A 16,525-nucleotide genomic window follows, 5' to 3' on the forward strand; every position below is an offset into this window, starting at 1 on the left:
TAGTGAAAAGACTGCTTTCTATAATTTCCTATGTTTTCCATCCGATGTTTATTTCGGTATATGCAGTCCTGCTCTATTTTTTTTTCCTCACAGAACGATACCATCCCTATCAGGAAGTTTTTTTGGTCACGATTCAGGTTATCATATTAACAATCCTGATTCCGATTTCCATATTTTATTTCCTTATGACTCTGGGCAGGGCCAATTCTTTTATGCTTTCGGAAATTTCGCAACGAAAAATCCCATTGGCTGTAAATATCCTATTGCTTTATATACTGATTCGGGAAAGCATTCGCATTGAACTTATCCCTGAGCTTTATTATTTTTTCTTTGGAGCTTTGGTCAGCACGGTTTTAGCCTTACTTTTCGTTTTTATCAACCTGAAGGCAAGCATACACATGATTGCAATTAGTTCGATAACCGTTTTTGCAATCGGATTTAGTCTGCATACACAAACCAATCATATTTATCTGGTTGCTTTTCTCCTGTTACTAAACGGAATTGTGGCCACTTCAAGATTGTCGATGAAAGCCCATGACACCAAAGAATTGATAGTGGGATTTTTATCCGGAGTGATACCCCAAATAGGACTTCTTTATTTTTGGTTATAGTATATAGAACATCAGTCCTATATTCAAAGTATTCATATCAATTGACTTCCCGTCAATTTTTGCTTCCGATTTGAATAATGAATTCAAGCCATAATAGGCATGGAAGTTCCATGTATTATAACCGAAGGAAATATAAGCGCCATATTGCAGCTTATTAAAATCGTCATTGCCAAAAATCCTGACTTTCTCATTTCCCTGGACATATTTTGATTTATTAAGCACCAGATAGCTAAGCTTAAATCCGGTATATATTCTCCAAAAACGGTGGCTTTGGATTGTTGAAGTTCTCCATCGGAATTCGATTGGCAGGTCTAAATAATGGAGCGCAAATTTATTCTTATCGAAATTCACGTCATTTTCGTTGACTACTTCATAAAACGGTTTTCCATCAACTTCGGTAATCTTTATGTTCTGCCTGTAATCATTCATGGAATAGCCCAGACCAACGGCAATAGCAACATTTCTTCTCTTGTTGAGCGGAAAATCTCTTAAAAAACCGATATGAACTCCGGATGAAAATGAATTTTGGCTAACACCATCCGGCCTGTTCTGTAACAAATCATAAGTCAGTCCAATGTAAAACTGGTCTTCCCTGTATAAAGAGTCGATTACTGTTACCGTAGCGCTTATCGAATCTTTTTTCTTTTTATCCTCTTCCACTTTACGGATATCGGTTGTTTTATCATTGCTTAAAACTTCCTTGATACGCTCCTGCTCTTCTCGTTCCTGTGCCTGCTTAATCTGCTTTTCCTTCACCGGATCCTGGGCAAAAGCGCTTAAAAAAATAAAGAATATAAAGATGCTAAAGTACTTTTTCATAGGTAGGCAGTTGAGCAAATAAAAGTAATAAAAAAAGACAATCTAAGCTGAAGTTTCCTTTATTAGATTCCAATTTTTAAAATATCAACCAATTAATCGTCGTCTTTATTATACAAAGTCATATTATTTACCGAAAGCCTTTCTTTGAGCCATTGCCTAAATCTTTCTTTATCTTTCTTGTCCAATTTTACAGAAGTTTCATAAACAACTGCTGTTATCGGAATGATGCTGTCTTTTTGAATAGCAATGTTATTTTTATATACACCTATTGAAGTAACAGAAGGAAAAAGCGCTTTGGTTTCTTTTAGGATTTGCACATTATCAAAACGCATATCTGCAAGTTCTTTTTCAAGTTTCATAATTTTAGCATCCTTGCCATCCACTTCATTTTCACTGCTTCTTATTTGGTTAAGTATATCCCCTTTCAGTGCCGAGAGCCTGTCTGTGCTATCCTGGCGGATAACAAGTCTGCCTCCTTGCAGATATTTATTCTTTACAAATTCCCGTTGAAGTTCTTTAAGTTCCGCCTTATCAAATCTTTTAGATAAAAAAGCCAGTTCCAGTTGCTTTCTTCTGGAACTATATTCAGTTTTTTTATAGATAACCGTATAACCATTGCTTGTAAATTTATTTTCAATAAACAGATCTGCATTTTTCTTGAATTGTTGTTCTCTGTATAGTGTATAGGCCAGGTAGCTACTCGGAATAATCATAATTGCGATCAGAAAAGAAATAATGTATTTGACCTGACGCTGTTGCTTTTCATTTACCTGTTTTACAGCAGGATAATTAAGATATTTTATAATTAAAAAAGTAGCAAGTCCTATAAAGACGCAATTGATGCAGTACAGATAAAAAGCACCTAAAAAGAAAGACCATTGTCCGGTTGCAATGCCATAACCTGCCGTACAAAGTGGCGGCATCAAGGCTGTTGCAATTGCAACGCCGGGTATTGGATTCCCTTTCTCAACCCGGGTTACTGCAATAACGCCAACGAGTCCACCAAAAAATGCGATGAGTATGTCATAGATATTAGGCGCCGTTCTTGCCAAAAGTTCTGACTGAACATCTTTGAACGGACTTAAAAAGAAATAAAGTGTAGAAACCGTAAGGCTGACCACAGTGGCTATCAACAGGTTTTTGAGTGATCTTTTCAGAAGTCCGAAATCATAAATTCCCAATGCAAAACCAGCTCCAACAATTGGCCCCATAAGAGGTGATATAAGCATCGCTCCTATTATAACGGCGGTCGAATTCACATTTAATCCTACCGAAGCTATGATTATAGCACAAGCCAAAATCCAAAGATTGGCTCCTTTAAAAGAAATGTTTTTCTTTATGCTTTCGAGTGTCTTTTCCCGGTTATCTTCTCCTTCACTTAGATTAAACAGGGTTGTAATTTTCCTCATATTCCCTTATTTTTAGCATAAGGTAATTAATTTAATTTTAAAGTCAAAATAGACGAACCCTATCCTTCAAGTGAAAAAAGTATTAGCAGAATATTTAGGCAAACAAAAAGCCGATACTTGACTTAGTACCGGCTTTATATTTTTCAGCAGAGAGGATGGGATTCGAACCCACGATACAGTTACCCATATACAAACTTTCCAGGCTTGCTCCTTCAACCACTCGGACACCTCTCTATTAATTTGCGGTTGCAAAGAACTGCAAAAATTATGACTAAAGAAAATTTATCGCTAAAAAATTATGACAATTCGCCCCGTAAAGCGGTTTCATAAATGGTCTTGAATACATTTGGGGAAACTTTTTGTCCAATCAGATACATCAGCTTTGTTATTGCCGATTCTGTAGTGATGTCTTTTCCGGATATGACTCCTATTTTTTTCAACGATGTACTCGTTTCATAATGTCCCATACTTACGCTTCCGGCTGTACATTGCGTCACATTGATAACATGCAATCCGTTTTTAATGGCTTTCTTTAGCAATGCAATAAACCATTCGTCTGTTGGTGCATTTCCGGCGCCATAGGTTTCCAAGACAACGCCTTTCAGGTTGGGAATAGAGAAAATAGCATCCAGTACATTTTCGCTAATTCCGGGAAACATTTTTACGACAGCCACATTATTGTCCAGTTCTTTATGTACCTGGAATTTTTTATTCCCGGATTTTGGCAACAACAAGTCATTGTTTACTTTTAGATGGACACCTGATTCAGCCAATGGCGGATAATTGGGCGACATAAAAGCATTGAAATGCTCTGCGTTTATTTTTGTAGTCCGATTTCCTCTGTAAAGCTTGTATTCAAAATAAAGACATACTTCATTAATAACCGGCTTATTCTTATGTTGCAATGAAGCAATTTGAATTGCCGTAATCAGATTTTCTTTGGCGTCTGTCCTTAAATCGCCTATTGGCAATTGAGAACCCGTAAACACGACCGGCTTGGAAAGATTTTCCAGCATAAAACTCAGTGCAGAGGCAGAATACGACATCGTATCTGAACCATGAAGCACTACAAAACCATCAAAAGCAATGTAGTTTTCTTCAATAATCGTTGCAATCCTGACCCATTTATCAGGATTCATATTCGAAGAATCTATAGGAGTATCAAAAGAAACCGTTTCAATCTCACAGTCCAACTGTTTCAATTCGGGTATTCTTTGGAGCAGTTTGCTAAAATTGAAAGCCTTTAAGGCACCGGTCTCAAAATCTTTTACCATACCGATAGTACCACCGGTATAGATCAAAAGTATTTTTGCTTTAGACAGCATTTTCATATTTTGATTTATTGACTACCGGATTGGCATACATTGCCAGGAAGCCTTGCAGTTCTAACGGATTATTTTCGTCAATTCTTATTTCTAATCTTCTTTCGAAAAGCGACTTTTCCTTTTCGGTATACAGATGCGAATATTTATCCGTATTGTTCAACAAATCATAAGCAATATAATTGGTTGGCCATAACTTGTAGTTCGCCAGCACAGAATCATCTATTGCCTGTGCCAAAGCCTGTATCTGACGGTTAGAATTGTCAAATTTAGAAGCAATTTCATCCAATTCAGATTCTAAAACATCTCCTACGTGAATATGGATTCTTTTTTTCTGACCCATAATTCCGCTCAGAAGCGTCATAAAGTCTTCGTTTTTCTCTTTGATATACACCTCATCATTTGCTTCTGCCATTAGCTGAGGCATTTTTAGCGCATCTGTCGGGTCGTATTCATAGGAAATGGATACCGGAACAATTTTTAATTTCTTAAAATAGTCCATCAGATTTTCCTCGTCAGAACCCATCGAAAGCATTTTTAGCACTCCCGGATGTGTGGCATCATTACCATCTTTTGTTCTTCCTTCACGTTGGGCAATCCAAACGGAACGGTTTTCTCTCAAAATAAGCTGGCAGATATATTCCGACATCAATTTTGAACTTTGAAGCAATTCTCTTGGTGACAAACTCCTTTGAACCAGAAAATTTCGGTTCAGTTTAGATAAGGTATGCAGGAAGGATTTGCGGACTAAATTATCGCCAATTGCCGAAGCTGTCATGACCAAACCGTGATCGAACAGGCAAGTATTCAACAGCGACGTGTCTAAAATAATATCCCTGTGATTGGAAATAAAAAGATAAGGCGTATGTTTTTCTAATTTTTCAAAACCAGAAGTAGTCAATCCGTCCGAACTTTTTTCAAGCACCTTCATGACGGCATGATAAATAAAATTGCACTGGAAATCTCTAATGGAATGGGTCCTTTTTAGCTGTTCTATCCAATCTTTTTCTTCGACGTCCGGATACGTAAAGCTCATCATGGCTTTCATCATCGGATGATCGGCAACTTTGCATAAGGCTTCGTTTACTTCGCTATCATAAAACGGTCGAATCTTATCGAATTTTGACATTACTTACGTTTTTTTAACAATCTACAAATGAACAAAAATTTTATGAATTTGATGTGTTTTCTTTGTTAAATACCGAAAACCTCTTTGGCATTTTCGGTCGTGATTTTAGCAATCTCGTCAACAGAAACGCCATATATCAGGGCTAATTTTTCTGCCACAAGCTTTGTATAGCTGCTTTCATTTCTTTTGCCCCTAAAAGGTACCGGAGCCAGATAAGGCGAATCGGTCTCTAAAACGATGTGTTTCAAATCTATCTCATTCAGAAACTGGTCTATTTTTCCATTCTTAAATGTTGCGACACCGCCAATTCCTAATTTCATATTATAAGAAATGGCCTGTTGTGCCTGATTATAATCGCCGGTAAAGCAATGGAAAATCCCGAATAGCTTATCATCTTTTTCTGATTCAAGAACTTCAAAAACCTCATCGAATGCATCTCTGCAATGGATATTTATTGGAAGACTGTATTGTTTAGCCAACTGGATTTGTCTTTTAAACGCAATTTTCTGTTCTTCCAATCGGGTCTTATCCCAAAAAAGGTCGATCCCGATTTCACCAACAGCATAGAATTTTCTTTTGGAGAGTTGAGATTCCACAAAGGCCAATTCTTCTTCATAGTTTTCCTTCACATAGGTAGGATGTAATCCCATCATAAGGAATACGTTTTCCGGATATTGTTTTTCCAAATCATACATTTTTTGGGTATAGCCGGAATCGATTGACGGAACAAAAATTTTCTGAACGCCGGCATCAAAAGCACGTTGCATCATTTCTTCTCTGTCCTGTTGAAATTCTTCGCTGTAAATATGCGAATGGGTATCTACTAAAATCATACTGCAAAAATAGGAACAATGTACGCAAATCCCAAAAGCAGGAAAATCTTAGCAAAATATTATGTTTTGGATGGGATGGGTTTGTTTGTAAATCGCTATTTTTGATTTTACTCATAGCTTACCAATGGATACTATTTTCGATGCCTTAAAAAAGAAAGGTTACAAAAAAATCAAATTAAAAATATCAAAAACGAACCATCTCGTCATTAAGGCTAAAATTAATGGTGTTAGTGGTAGTTTTATATTAGACACCGGCGCATCCAACAGTTGTGTTGGCTTTGGAGATATTGAACATTTCAACCTGTTCGCAGAAGAATCTTCCACAAAAGCGGCAGGAGCCGGAGCTGTGGGAATGGAAACCCAGATGTCGACAAACAACACGCTCCAATTGGGACGTTGGAAAACCGATGATTTTTCATTGGTTATTTTTAATATGTCGCACGTTAATCTGGCGTTGGAGCAATACAAGGCAAAACCTGTCCATGGCATTATTGGAGCAGATATTTTAATGAAAGGCAAGGGTATTATTGACTATAACGGAGAGTATTTTTATTTGAAACAATAAACAAAGACATAAAAAAATCCCATTCTTTCGAACGGGATTTTTTATTTATTCCAAAGCCTGAAATTATAGTTCCAAAGCTTTTTTAGGATTGTTATCCATCAATAATTCTACCGGATTTTCCAAACCTTCTTTTACTGCAACAAGGAAACCAACTGACTCACGTCCGTCAATAATTCTGTGGTCATAAGAAAGCGCTACATACATCATTGGGTGGATTTCCACTTTTCCATTCACTGCAATCGGACGCTCGATAATGTTGTGCATTCCTAAGATACCGGATTGTGGAGGGTTGATGATTGGTGTTGAAAGCATACTTCCAAAAACACCTCCGTTAGAAATTGTAAAAGTTCCTCCGGTCATATCGTCTACAGTAATTTGTCCGTCGCGAGCTCTTATAGCCAATCTCTTGATTTCAGACTCAATTCCGCGGAAAGACAAATTTTCAGCATTTCTAACCACAGGAACCATCAATCCTTTTGGTCCAGAAACCGCTACTGAAATATCACAGAAATCGTATGAAATCTTTTCTTGTCCGTCAATCATTGAGTTTACATCCGGATAAAGCTGTAATGCTCTTGTCACTGCTTTAGTAAAGAAAGACATATAACCTAAGCTTAATCCGCCGTGTTTTGCCTTAAAGGCATCTTTGTATTCATTACGAACCAAGTTGATTGGCGTCATGTTTACTTCGTTGAAAGTCGTAAGCATTGCCGTTTCGTTTTTGGCTGCAACCAAACGCTCTGCTACTTTTCTGCGAAGCATTGATAATTTTGTTCTTTCAGAACCGCGGTTTCCTCCTGTTGGAGTCCCCATAGAAGCTTTTGCGTTTACCGCATCGTCTTTAGTGATTCTACCACCTTTTCCAGTTCCTGTAACAGATGATGCTTCAATATTTTTCTCATCCAGGATTTTTCTCGCAGCCGGTGAAGGAGTTCCTGTAGCATACGTTTTTTCTGCAGCAGGTGCTGGTTTTACTTCTGCTTTAGGCTCTTCTTTTTTAACTTCTGCTTTTGGAGCTTCCTCTTTTTTCTCTTCTTTTGCCGGAGCACTTCCTTCAGGCTTAGCAGCGCTTGTATCAATCAGGCAAACTACCTGGCCCACAGCTACAGCATCACCTTCTTCTGCTTTTAGCGTGATAATTCCGCTAGCTTCAGCCGGCAATTCCAAAGTTGCTTTATCTGAATCTACTTCAGCAATCGCTTGATCTTTTTCTACGTAATCTCCGTCTTTTACTAACCAAGTTGCGATTTCAACTTCGGTGATTGATTCCCCCGGTGAAGGAACTTTCATTTCTAAAATCATCTGTATATAATTTTATGGTGTTGTTATTTGTATACTACTTATTATTTCAAAATTACGTTTTTTAGCCTTGACAGGCATCAAAATCTTAATTAGCTGAAAAGATTTTTATCAAAAACCATTGCTATTGCAGCCGCATGACGCTTTTTAGAACGAGCATAGCTTCCTGCAGCAGGCGCGCTATACGCTTTCAAAGAAGCCACTCTGAATTTCACTAAATCAAAATTCATCAGCATATATCCGTAAGCTCCCATATTTTTAGGCTCTTCCTGTGCCCAAACATAGTCGTCAACATTTGGATATTTTTCAATAATTGCTTTCAACTGTTCAACAGGTAATGGGAAAAGCTGCTCGATTCTTACGAAGGCTACATCTTTTCTTCCGTTTGCTTCTCTTTCTGCAACCAAATCATAATAGAATTTTCCGGTACAGAATACTAAAGTTTTGATGTCTTTAGCATTTGCATTCGGATCATCCAAAACTTCCTGGAAGCTTCCATTTGCAAATTCATCTACAGAAGAAACTACTGCCGGATGACGCAATAAACTTTTTGGAGTAAATACAATCAATGGCTTTCTGTATGACGTTTTCATCTGTCTTCTTAACAAGTGGAAGAAATTTGCCGGAGTTGTACAGTCCGCCACAAACATATTGTGGTTTGCACAAAGCTGTAGGTATCTTTCCATTCTTGCTGAAGAGTGTTCTGCTCCCTGACCTTCATAACCATGAGGCAGTAGCATTACAAGTCCGTTTTGGTTGTTCCATTTATCTTCTGCAGCAGAAATATACTGGTCAATCATGATTTGAGCACCGTTAGAGAAATCTCCAAACTGGGCTTCCCAAATCGTTAATGTTTTTGGACTTGCCAAAGCATATCCGTAATCAAAACCAACTACACCATATTCAGACAAAAGCGAATTGTAGATATGGAATTTTCCCTTTTGGTCTTTCAAATGCTGCAATAAGATTACTTCTTCTTCAGAATCTTCTACTTTCACAACAGCATGACGGTGAGAGAATGTTCCTCTTTCTACATCCTGTCCTGAAATACGAACATCATAACCTTCTGTCATCAAAGAACCGTAAGCCAATAATTCAGCCATTGCCCAATCCAGCTTATCCGTTTCAAACATGACTTTTCTGTCATTGATTAGCTTCTGGATTTTGCTGATAAATTTCTTATCACTTGGCAATGTTGTAATTGTCTGTGCAATTTCTCCCAATTTTTCCTTTGAGAAAGTCGTGTCAACTTTCTGAAGCATTTCTTTTTCATCTGCCTGAACAAAACCATTCCATTCGTTTTGCATGAACGGAGTAATAATAGTCAGGTCTTTTTTACGCGATGCTTCCAGATTTTCATCCAACATCGCCTTGTATTCTTTTTCTAATTTGCCTACATATTTGTCATCAATAACACCTTCTGCCATTAATCTTTCAGCATAGATGTCTCTTGGGTTCTGATGCTTGGCAATAATCTTATATAATTTTGGCTGGGTAAAACGAGGCTCGTCACCTTCATTGTGCCCGTATTTTCTATATCCTAGCAAGTCGATAAAAACATCGCTTCCAAACTGCATTCTGTAATCCAGAGCGAAAAGCATGGCATGAACCACCGCTTCCGCATCATCTGCATTTACGTGAAGAACTGGCGAAAGCGTCACTTTTGCAATATCGGTACAGTAAGTTGACGAACGGGCATCCAGATAATTAGTTGTAAATCCAACCTGGTTGTTGATTACCAGGTGAATTGTTCCTCCTGTCTTATATCCGTCCAATTGCGCCATCTGAACGATTTCATAAACAATTCCCTGTCCTGCAACAGCCGCGTCTCCATGAAGTGCAATTGGTAATACTTTTGAGAAATCATCCGGGAAATAGCGATCTTGTTTTGCTCTTGTGATTCCTTCAATTACAGCTCCAACCGTTTCCAGGTGCGATGGGTTTGGAGCTAAATTGATGTTGATACTTTTTCCTGATTTTGTCTTTTTATCAGCAGTCAATCCTAAGTGGTATTTTACGTCACCATCAAAAAGTGCATCATCATCATAGTCTTTCCCGTCAAATTCAGAGAAGATATCCTGTGTGTTTTTTCCGAAAACGTTTGCCAAAACATTCAAACGGCCTCTGTGTGCCATTCCCATAACAAACTGCTCTACTCCTTTTTCTGCCGCCGCTTCAATTAAAGCATCAAGAGCCGGGATTAATGTTTCACCACCTTCAAGTGAGAAACGTTTCTGACCTACATATTTGGTATGAAGGAAGTTCTCGAAAGAAACTGCCTCATTTAATTTATTAAGAATATTTTTCTTCTGGTCATCTGAAAATCTTGGATGGTTGTCATTGTATCCAATTCTGTCCTGAATCCATTGGATTACTTCCGGCTTACGGATATACATGTATTCTACACCAATGTGCTGGCAGTAAATTTTATCTAAGTGACCGATGATTTCCTGTAAAGAACAAGGAGCAATTTTGATGGCTTTTGCCGCATCAAAAACAGTATTCAAATCAGACTGCGAAAGTCCGAAGTTTTCAAGATCCAGATTCGGGCTGAAAATTCTTCTTTCTCTTACCGGATTGGTTTTCGTAAATAAGTGACCGCGCGTTCTGTAGGCATCGATCAACTTCAGCACATTAAATTCTTTTTGTAGTTTTTCTGAAATCTGGCTTACATCAATATTACCTGATGTCGCATAATTGGCAAGTTGTTGTGCCGGAGCCTCATATTCTTCATTATATGTCTGCATTCCGAAATCAAAGCCCTGGAAGAAACTTCTCCAGCTTGGCTCTACGCTATCCGGATTTTCAAGATATTCATCATATAATTGAGCAAAAAATTCAGTATGTGCCGCGTTTAAAAAGGAAAACCTATCCATAATTTAATTGAATGTCCTAATTTGTTAAAAATATTTTTGCAAAAGTACGACAATTAGAACAATCTAATAAATATTTCATACTTTTATGTCTTAAACTTAACTTAAAATTTGGCCATGAAAATACTTAATCTTAACCATATAACAAAAACCTTGATGGCAGTTATTTTCCTGGCTGTTTCATCAAATGCTACTGCACAGCAAAATACGAACAATGATTTCCAAAGCAGGGTACGTTTTGGAGGCGGATTAGGCCTTGGTTTCGGGTCAGGATACACAAATCTTTCCGTGGCTCCAAGCGCAATATACGACTTCAATCCCTATTTTTCTGCCGGTTTGGCATTGCAGGTAAGTTATGTAAGAGATAAAGACTTTTATGAATCCTATATCTACGGTCCCAGCCTTATCCTACTGACAAATCCGATTCCCGAAATTCAACTTTCTGCAGAATTGGAACAATTAAGAGTCAATCTGGACTATGACGATAAAGTCGGGGGCGGTTCTGACAATTTTTGGAGTACGGCACTTTTTCTGGGAGCCGGTTACAGAATGGACAATATTACGGTTGGTGCCCGATATAATGTTTTACATGACAGTGACAAAAATGTTTACAATGATGCTTTGATGCCTTTTGTGAGGGTGTATTTTTAAGGTGCTAAGACACTAAGATACTGAGATGCTAAGTTTGTATGTTTTTTAAGTTACTAAGGGATAAGGTTCTGAGGTGCTAAGGTTGTGCATCTTATGTTTAAAAGAAAACGTTATTAAAGGTAGGCTATGTATTTCCTTTTTGTGAATTAGCTTCTAAAAATTCTGTAGCTAAAATTCGAAATCAAATTAATCCAAAATCATCTGGCTATAAGAGAACTAAAGACCTTAGAATCTTAGTACCTCAGCAACTCAGAAACTTTCTAAAGTCTATTTCGAAACCAAACTTTCTGCCATTCCCTTTTGAGAATAAGAAAAGTAATCTGTTCAGAAAGCTCTACCAAATCAGAGCCGTCTAATTTTTTGACCTCAACTTCAGGAACATCAATAATATAAAGCAGGTTCAGGTATTCTGCAAATTTGTGTTGGATTAGCCTGTACACTTTTTCATGCAGTTGGATTTTCAACTCAAGGGGCTTTGTACTCAATGGAAAATCAATCGGTTCGTTTGCAAAATTAAAGTCCTTGTTGACTTGTTCCAGTAATTTCAAATACAGGTTTTCTTTCTCTGCTTCAGAAAGTAAATCATCTGTATTTATGGGTGCAATAAAATTCATACTATTTTTTATAACCCTTTCAGGGTTTGGAACCCTGAAAGGGTGAGATATTAAACTTTTCGGCTCATCAAATTTTCCCCAAAAGCTTTCAATACTGCTTTCTTATCCTGAGCAATATTTAATTCCTCCAAGGTTTCAAAAGCCTTAAACGTATATTCCTTAATAGCTTCCTGAGTGGCTTGTGAGGCACCGGTATGATTAAAAATTTCTTTTACAGAATTTATCTTTTCAGAATTGTCTGTTGGCTGTATCGAATATAGGTGCAGCAGCTGTTCTTTTACTTCTGGTGTTGCAAATTGGAGCGTCTTCAAATAAAGATACGTTTTTTTATTTTCAATTATATCACCTCCAACCTGTTTTCCAAATGTTTCCGGATCTCCAAAAGCGTCAAGATAATCATCTTGCAATTGGAAAGCGATACCAAGATTTAATCCGAAATCATAAATCGCTTCGCAGTTTTCAATAGAAGTTTCAGCGATGATCGCTCCCATTTTCATGGCAGCTCCAACCAGTACGGCTGTCTTGTATTCAATCATTTTCAGATATTCCGGGATAGTAACATCGTCACGATTTTCAAAATCCACATCCCATTGCTGCCCTTCACATACTTCAAGCGCTGTTTTGCTAAAAATCTTCGCTAATGCCTGAAAAATTACCGGCTCATACTGTTCAAAATACTGGTAGGCTAAAATCAGCATCGCATCACCAGAAAGAATACCAGTATTAGTATTCCATTTTTCATGAACCGTCTCTTTGCCTCTGCGGAGTGGTGCATCGTCCATTATATCATCATGGACAAGTGAGAAATTATGAAAAACTTCAACCGCCAAAGCTGCCGGAAGCGCTCTCTTGTAGTCCTGATCAAAAATTTCTGCCACCATTAATGTCAGTATAGGACGAATCCTTTTGCCTCCTAATGACAAAATATATTGTATAGGCTCATATAACGATTTTGGTTCTTTGACAATTTTTTGGTTGTCGAGATACTTTAAAAAGTTATCCTGATAATCACTAATGGAATGCATAAAAAAAATTTTGGCTAAAGTAAGGTATTCTTTATACCTCAACAAACTTTCGAAGTTCTAAAATTCACCGAGCGCGAAAACGTTTTTTGTTAAAGAAAAGTTAAATACAATTTGACAAATTTGTCAAAATAAATTATTTAATAATTTTGTTTAACAAAAATGTTAAACACTATGTACATTAAAAATAAAGATGAAGCTACTGAGGAATTGATTAAAAAAACTGCCAAGAAATTATTTTTTGGTGAAGGAAAATTTAATGCAACCACCCAGGAAATAGCTGATGCCGCAGGAGTTAACAGAACCTTGATAAATTATTATTTCCGTTCCAGAGATAAATTGTTTGAAATTGTTTTTGCAGATGCGCAAGAAAAAGAGCAACAAAGAACCGAATCTATTGTTTTTTCAGAATTGCCATTTAAAGCCAAAATTGAAGAATTTATTGATGATTCTTTTGTAATGGCGAAAGAATATCCCTACATGGAAATTTATCTGGTAACACAATTTAACCAGGGATGCTATTTTAAGGATGAAGAAGGAATGGAACGCATGCTTAAAAAATTCTACGAAGAATTGGTTGTAGAAATGGAAAAGGGAACCATCGAAAAAATGGAACCTATACAGTTTATAATTAATATGGTTTCCCTGATCTCCTTTCCTATTTCTATGCGTCCGCTTTTCCAAAAAACCATGCGCCTGACCGATGAAGAATATGAAAAAATTCTGGACGACAGAAAAGAAATTATAATGAATACCTTATTTAAGGAACAATCAAAATCAATCAATAATAAATAATTTAAATCAAATGAAGAGTATGAACAGACTCGCTATCCTGCTGATCGGATTCATTTTTTCGCAAGGCATTCAGGCCCAGACCCGAAAGCTGACGCTAAAAGATGCCATCCAATATGCCTTGGAAAATAAAGCAGATGCTAAAAAGGCCAAGCTTAAAGTAGAGAACAGCGAATACCAAATCCAGGAAGTGCGTTCCAGAGCTTTACCACAGATTAGTGCTCACGGAAATGTGACCTACAATCCAATTTTACAATTAAATGCCTTGCCGGGTGACTTTTTCGGACAGCCGGGCACTACCATCTTAGCTCCTTTAGGACAAAAGTGGAGTTCTGTAGGAGGTGTTTCATTAACGCAAAACATTTTTGACCAGGCCGTATTTACCGGTTTGAAAGCAGCCAGAACGACCCGTGAGTTTTATCAAATCAATCAGCAGCTTACAGAAGAACAGGTAATTGAAAGAGTTGCCAACAATTATTATCAGGTTTTTGTACAAAGACAGAAGCTTACCGTAATTGACAGCAATTATGTGAATACCTCAAAAGTCAAAGAAATTATCAAAGGCCAGTATGACAACGGGCTTGCAAAGAAAATAGATTTGGACCGTATTACCGTAAAATTGCACAATATCAATACGCAACGACAGCAGTTAATCAATGAGGTGCAATTACAGGAAAACTCTTTGAAGTTTTATATGGGTATGCCAATTGAAACACAAATCGAGATTCCGCAGACAGAATTTGAGGTTACGCCTCATGCACTTTCAGAACAGCCTGATTCGACCCAAAGAACGGAATATGCCTTATTGAAAAAACAGGAGCAACTTTTGGACTACCAAAAAAAATCTATTGTTGCTGAGTATTATCCCACTTTAGCTATTTCCGGAAGTTATAACTATATCGGACAGGGACCTAAATTGCCTTTAGGAGCAAAGTCTTCAGAAGGTGTTTACTGGTCAGACTATTCCATCATTGGCTTAGACCTGAAAATTCCAATCTTTACCGGATTTGGAACAAGAGCGAGAGTCCGCCAGGCTGATATTGAGTTGAAACAGGTTAAAGAAGATATGCAGGAAACAAAACTTTCTCTTGATTTGGCCTATGAGAATTCAAAAACACAAATTAACAACAGTATTATCACGATAAACAACCAGAAAGAAAATGTGAGACTGGCTGAAGAAGTCCTAAGTGACACCAAAAACAATTATTATAATGGATTGGCTTCATTGACAGATCTACTTGATGCTGAGAACTCTTTGGTAGAAGCACAGAACAATTACAACTCTGCTTTATTGGATTATAAGCTGGCCGAAGTTCAGCTTATCAAAGCTAAAGGAGAACTAAAAACTTTAATCAATTAAAAATCAATCATACAAAAGATGAAAAAATTAATATATATAGGTATTGGAATAGGCGTCCTTGGACTGTTTGGTTTCATTTTAATGAATAATAAAAAGAAAAACGAAGCCGAAACGGCAATCGTTTCAGAGAAAAATACCACAGTTGCTGTACGAACTGCAACTGTAAAAACTGAAGCTATCAACTCGGACTTCGTGGCAAATGGTAATTTTATTCCATCACAGGAATTAAAATTCTCTGCTGAAAATTCCGGAAGAGTTATCAAAGTTTTAGTAGAAGAAGGAAGCCAGGTTCGAATTGGACAAACATTGGCTATCATAAAAGGCGACCAGCTTTCTATTGATGTACAGAATGCCAATGCTGCCTACCAAAATGCTTTAACAGACAGCAAGCGTTATGAAAATGCTTTTAAAACAGGTGGTGTTACACAGCAGCAATTAGACCAGGCAAAACTGGCGCTTGTCAATGCTAAAGCAAAATTAGACCAGGCTAAAATTACTTATGGTGATGCAACAATCAAATCTTCCATTAACGGAATCGTAAACAAGAAAAGCATCGAACCGGGTTCTGTAGTAGCACCAGGAACAGAATTGTTTGAATTGGTCAACGTTTCAAAGCTAAAATTGAAAGTAGCCGTGAGCGAAAACCAAATTCCTGAACTAAAAGTAGGTTCTGTCGTTAAAGTAAAGGCAAGTGTATTTCCTGATAAGGAATTCTCCGGAAAAATTACTTTCATTGCTCCAAAAGCAGACGAATCATTAAACTTCCCTGTAGAAATTGAAATTGCAAACAATCCTGACAATGAAATCAAGGCAGGAATGTACGGAACAGCGGAATTTACATCAAAAGCGACACAGCAAAAACCGCTTAAAGTAATTCCTAGAAATGCTTTTGTAGGAAGTGTTAGCAGTAATCAGGTATTTGTTGTAGAGAACAATGTTGCAAAACTGAAAAAGATAGTTGCCGGAAGAGTTTTCGGAGAAAAAGTAGAGGTTCTTGACGGCTTAAACGATGGGGAAATTGTTGTCATAAGCGGACAAATCAACCTGACTGACGGAACAAAAGTAAATCCAATAAAATAGTTGACAGTTTAGTTCATAGTCGATAATTGATAGTGGATAGTTAATAGTGAATAGTTGACAAAAAAGTGACTTTTGACTTTACAACTTTCGACTTTATAACTTTTAACTTCCTCTCTTTTGACTTTATGACCTTTGACTCTAAACCT

The 16,525-nt window shown here is 37.3% G+C and carries 15 protein-coding genes and 1 tRNA gene; 6 read left to right on the forward strand and 10 right to left on the reverse strand.

What is annotated here, in order from left to right; all coding sequences use genetic code 11:
* Nucleotides 1-2 precede the first annotated feature (2 nt).
* Complete coding sequence (locus B0G92_RS01315; RefSeq protein WP_143394975.1) at nt 3-611, forward strand: hypothetical protein; 609 nt, start codon at nt 3-5, stop codon at nt 609-611.
* Here B0G92_RS01315 and B0G92_RS01320 read toward each other — a convergent pair.
* The 6 genes from B0G92_RS01320 to B0G92_RS01345 form a co-directional block, all read right to left on the reverse strand.
* Nucleotides 606-1,430: a porin family protein gene (locus B0G92_RS01320; RefSeq protein ID WP_101470822.1), complete on the reverse strand. Its 825-nt coding sequence runs from the start codon at nt 1,428-1,430 to the stop codon at nt 606-608. The two genes, B0G92_RS01315 and B0G92_RS01320, sit on opposite strands and share 6 nt — an antisense overlap.
* A 92-nt stretch (nt 1,431-1,522) precedes the next feature.
* Entirely contained in the window at nt 1,523-2,839 is a 1,317-nt protein-coding gene (locus B0G92_RS01325) for a DUF389 domain-containing protein (RefSeq protein WP_180326386.1), read from the reverse strand.
* Nucleotides 2,840-2,986: 147 nt separating this feature from the next.
* Nucleotides 2,987-3,073 (reverse strand) — tRNA-Ser (locus B0G92_RS01330).
* 62 nt (nt 3,074-3,135) lie between these two features.
* Complete coding sequence (locus B0G92_RS01335) at nt 3,136-4,164, reverse strand: asparaginase (protein WP_056072505.1); 1,029 nt, start codon at nt 4,162-4,164, stop codon at nt 3,136-3,138.
* Nucleotides 4,154-5,290: a 1-acyl-sn-glycerol-3-phosphate acyltransferase gene (locus B0G92_RS01340; protein ID WP_101470823.1), complete on the reverse strand. Its 1,137-nt coding sequence runs from the start codon at nt 5,288-5,290 to the stop codon at nt 4,154-4,156. Before B0G92_RS01340 ends, B0G92_RS01335 begins: the two co-directional genes overlap by 11 nt.
* Before the next feature lie 65 nt (nt 5,291-5,355).
* Nucleotides 5,356-6,123: a TatD family hydrolase gene (locus B0G92_RS01345; protein ID WP_101470824.1), complete on the reverse strand. Its 768-nt coding sequence runs from the start codon at nt 6,121-6,123 to the stop codon at nt 5,356-5,358.
* Between the two features lie 124 nt (nt 6,124-6,247).
* On the opposite strand from B0G92_RS01345, the gene B0G92_RS01350 reads away from it, so the two are divergent.
* On the forward strand, nt 6,248-6,688 hold the full coding sequence (locus B0G92_RS01350; RefSeq protein WP_101470825.1) for a retropepsin-like aspartic protease: 441 nt from the start codon (nt 6,248-6,250) through the stop codon (nt 6,686-6,688).
* 63 nt (nt 6,689-6,751) lie between these two features.
* Here B0G92_RS01350 and odhB read toward each other — a convergent pair whose 3' ends face one another.
* Complete coding sequence (gene odhB / locus B0G92_RS01355; RefSeq protein ID WP_056071796.1) at nt 6,752-7,990, reverse strand: 2-oxoglutarate dehydrogenase complex dihydrolipoyllysine-residue succinyltransferase; 1,239 nt, start codon at nt 7,988-7,990, stop codon at nt 6,752-6,754.
* 89 nt (nt 7,991-8,079) lie between these two features.
* Nucleotides 8,080-10,863, reverse strand: coding sequence for a 2-oxoglutarate dehydrogenase E1 component (locus tag B0G92_RS01360; protein WP_101470826.1), 2,784 nt, complete (start codon nt 10,861-10,863; stop codon nt 8,080-8,082).
* 114 nt (nt 10,864-10,977) lie between these two features.
* Between B0G92_RS01360 and B0G92_RS01365 the strand changes: the two genes are divergently transcribed.
* Entirely contained in the window at nt 10,978-11,511 is a 534-nt protein-coding gene (locus tag B0G92_RS01365; protein ID WP_101470827.1) for a hypothetical protein, read from the forward strand.
* A gap of 260 nt (nt 11,512-11,771) precedes the next feature.
* On the opposite strand, the gene B0G92_RS01370 is transcribed toward B0G92_RS01365, so the two are convergent.
* Both B0G92_RS01370 and B0G92_RS01375 read right to left on the reverse strand, forming a co-directional pair.
* On the reverse strand, nt 11,772-12,125 hold the full coding sequence (locus B0G92_RS01370) for a hypothetical protein (protein ID WP_101470828.1): 354 nt from the start codon (nt 12,123-12,125) through the stop codon (nt 11,772-11,774).
* A gap of 50 nt (nt 12,126-12,175) precedes the next feature.
* Complete coding sequence (locus B0G92_RS01375) at nt 12,176-13,150, reverse strand: polyprenyl synthetase family protein (protein ID WP_101471993.1); 975 nt, start codon at nt 13,148-13,150, stop codon at nt 12,176-12,178.
* A gap of 171 nt (nt 13,151-13,321) precedes the next feature.
* Between B0G92_RS01375 and B0G92_RS01380 the strand changes: the two genes are divergently transcribed.
* The 3 genes from B0G92_RS01380 to B0G92_RS01390 are packed head-to-tail and all read left to right on the forward strand — an operon-like array spanning nt 13,322 to nt 16,379.
* Nucleotides 13,322-13,942: a TetR/AcrR family transcriptional regulator gene (locus B0G92_RS01380; protein ID WP_056071786.1), complete on the forward strand. Its 621-nt coding sequence runs from the start codon at nt 13,322-13,324 to the stop codon at nt 13,940-13,942.
* Nucleotides 13,943-13,961: 19 nt separating this feature from the next.
* Entirely contained in the window at nt 13,962-15,299 is a 1,338-nt protein-coding gene (locus B0G92_RS01385) for a TolC family protein (protein ID WP_475690451.1), read from the forward strand.
* 18 nt (nt 15,300-15,317) lie between these two features.
* On the forward strand, nt 15,318-16,379 hold the full coding sequence (locus B0G92_RS01390) for an efflux RND transporter periplasmic adaptor subunit (RefSeq protein ID WP_101470830.1): 1,062 nt from the start codon (nt 15,318-15,320) through the stop codon (nt 16,377-16,379).
* The last annotated feature ends 146 nt before the right edge of the window (nt 16,380-16,525 follow it).

The sequence above is a fragment of the Flavobacterium lindanitolerans genome, from assembly GCF_002846575.1.
GTDB classification, from domain to species: domain Bacteria; phylum Bacteroidota; class Bacteroidia; order Flavobacteriales; family Flavobacteriaceae; genus Flavobacterium; species Flavobacterium lindanitolerans.

Bases quoted from the DNA above. Each gene is read 5' to 3' on its own strand.
- B0G92_RS01340 (WP_101470823.1), bottom strand. From the start codon at position 5,290: ATGTCAAAATTCGATAAGATTCGACCGTTTTATGATAGCGAAGTAAAC.
- B0G92_RS01325 (WP_180326386.1), bottom strand. From the start codon at position 2,839: ATGAGGAAAATTACAACCCTGTTTAATCTAAGTGAAGGAGAAGATAAC.
- B0G92_RS01360 (WP_101470826.1), bottom strand. From the start codon at position 10,863: ATGGATAGGTTTTCCTTTTTAAACGCGGCACATACTGAATTTTTTGCT.
- B0G92_RS01390 (WP_101470830.1), top strand. From the start codon at position 15,318: ATGAAAAAATTAATATATATAGGTATTGGAATAGGCGTCCTTGGACTG.
- B0G92_RS01365 (WP_101470827.1), top strand. From the start codon at position 10,978: ATGAAAATACTTAATCTTAACCATATAACAAAAACCTTGATGGCAGTT.
- B0G92_RS01380 (WP_056071786.1), top strand. From the start codon at position 13,322: ATGTACATTAAAAATAAAGATGAAGCTACTGAGGAATTGATTAAAAAA.
- B0G92_RS01345 (WP_101470824.1), bottom strand. From the start codon at position 6,123: ATGATTTTAGTAGATACCCATTCGCATATTTACAGCGAAGAATTTCAA.
- B0G92_RS01375 (WP_101471993.1), bottom strand. From the start codon at position 13,150: ATGCATTCCATTAGTGATTATCAGGATAACTTTTTAAAGTATCTCGAC.
- B0G92_RS01335 (WP_056072505.1), bottom strand. From the start codon at position 4,164: ATGCTGTCTAAAGCAAAAATACTTTTGATCTATACCGGTGGTACTATC.
- B0G92_RS01385 (WP_475690451.1), top strand. From the start codon at position 13,962: ATGAACAGACTCGCTATCCTGCTGATCGGATTCATTTTTTCGCAAGGC.
- B0G92_RS01320 (WP_101470822.1), bottom strand. From the start codon at position 1,430: ATGAAAAAGTACTTTAGCATCTTTATATTCTTTATTTTTTTAAGCGCT.
- B0G92_RS01350 (WP_101470825.1), top strand. From the start codon at position 6,248: ATGGATACTATTTTCGATGCCTTAAAAAAGAAAGGTTACAAAAAAATC.
- B0G92_RS01370 (WP_101470828.1), bottom strand. From the start codon at position 12,125: ATGAATTTTATTGCACCCATAAATACAGATGATTTACTTTCTGAAGCA.
- odhB (WP_056071796.1), bottom strand. From the start codon at position 7,990: ATGATTTTAGAAATGAAAGTTCCTTCACCGGGGGAATCAATCACCGAA.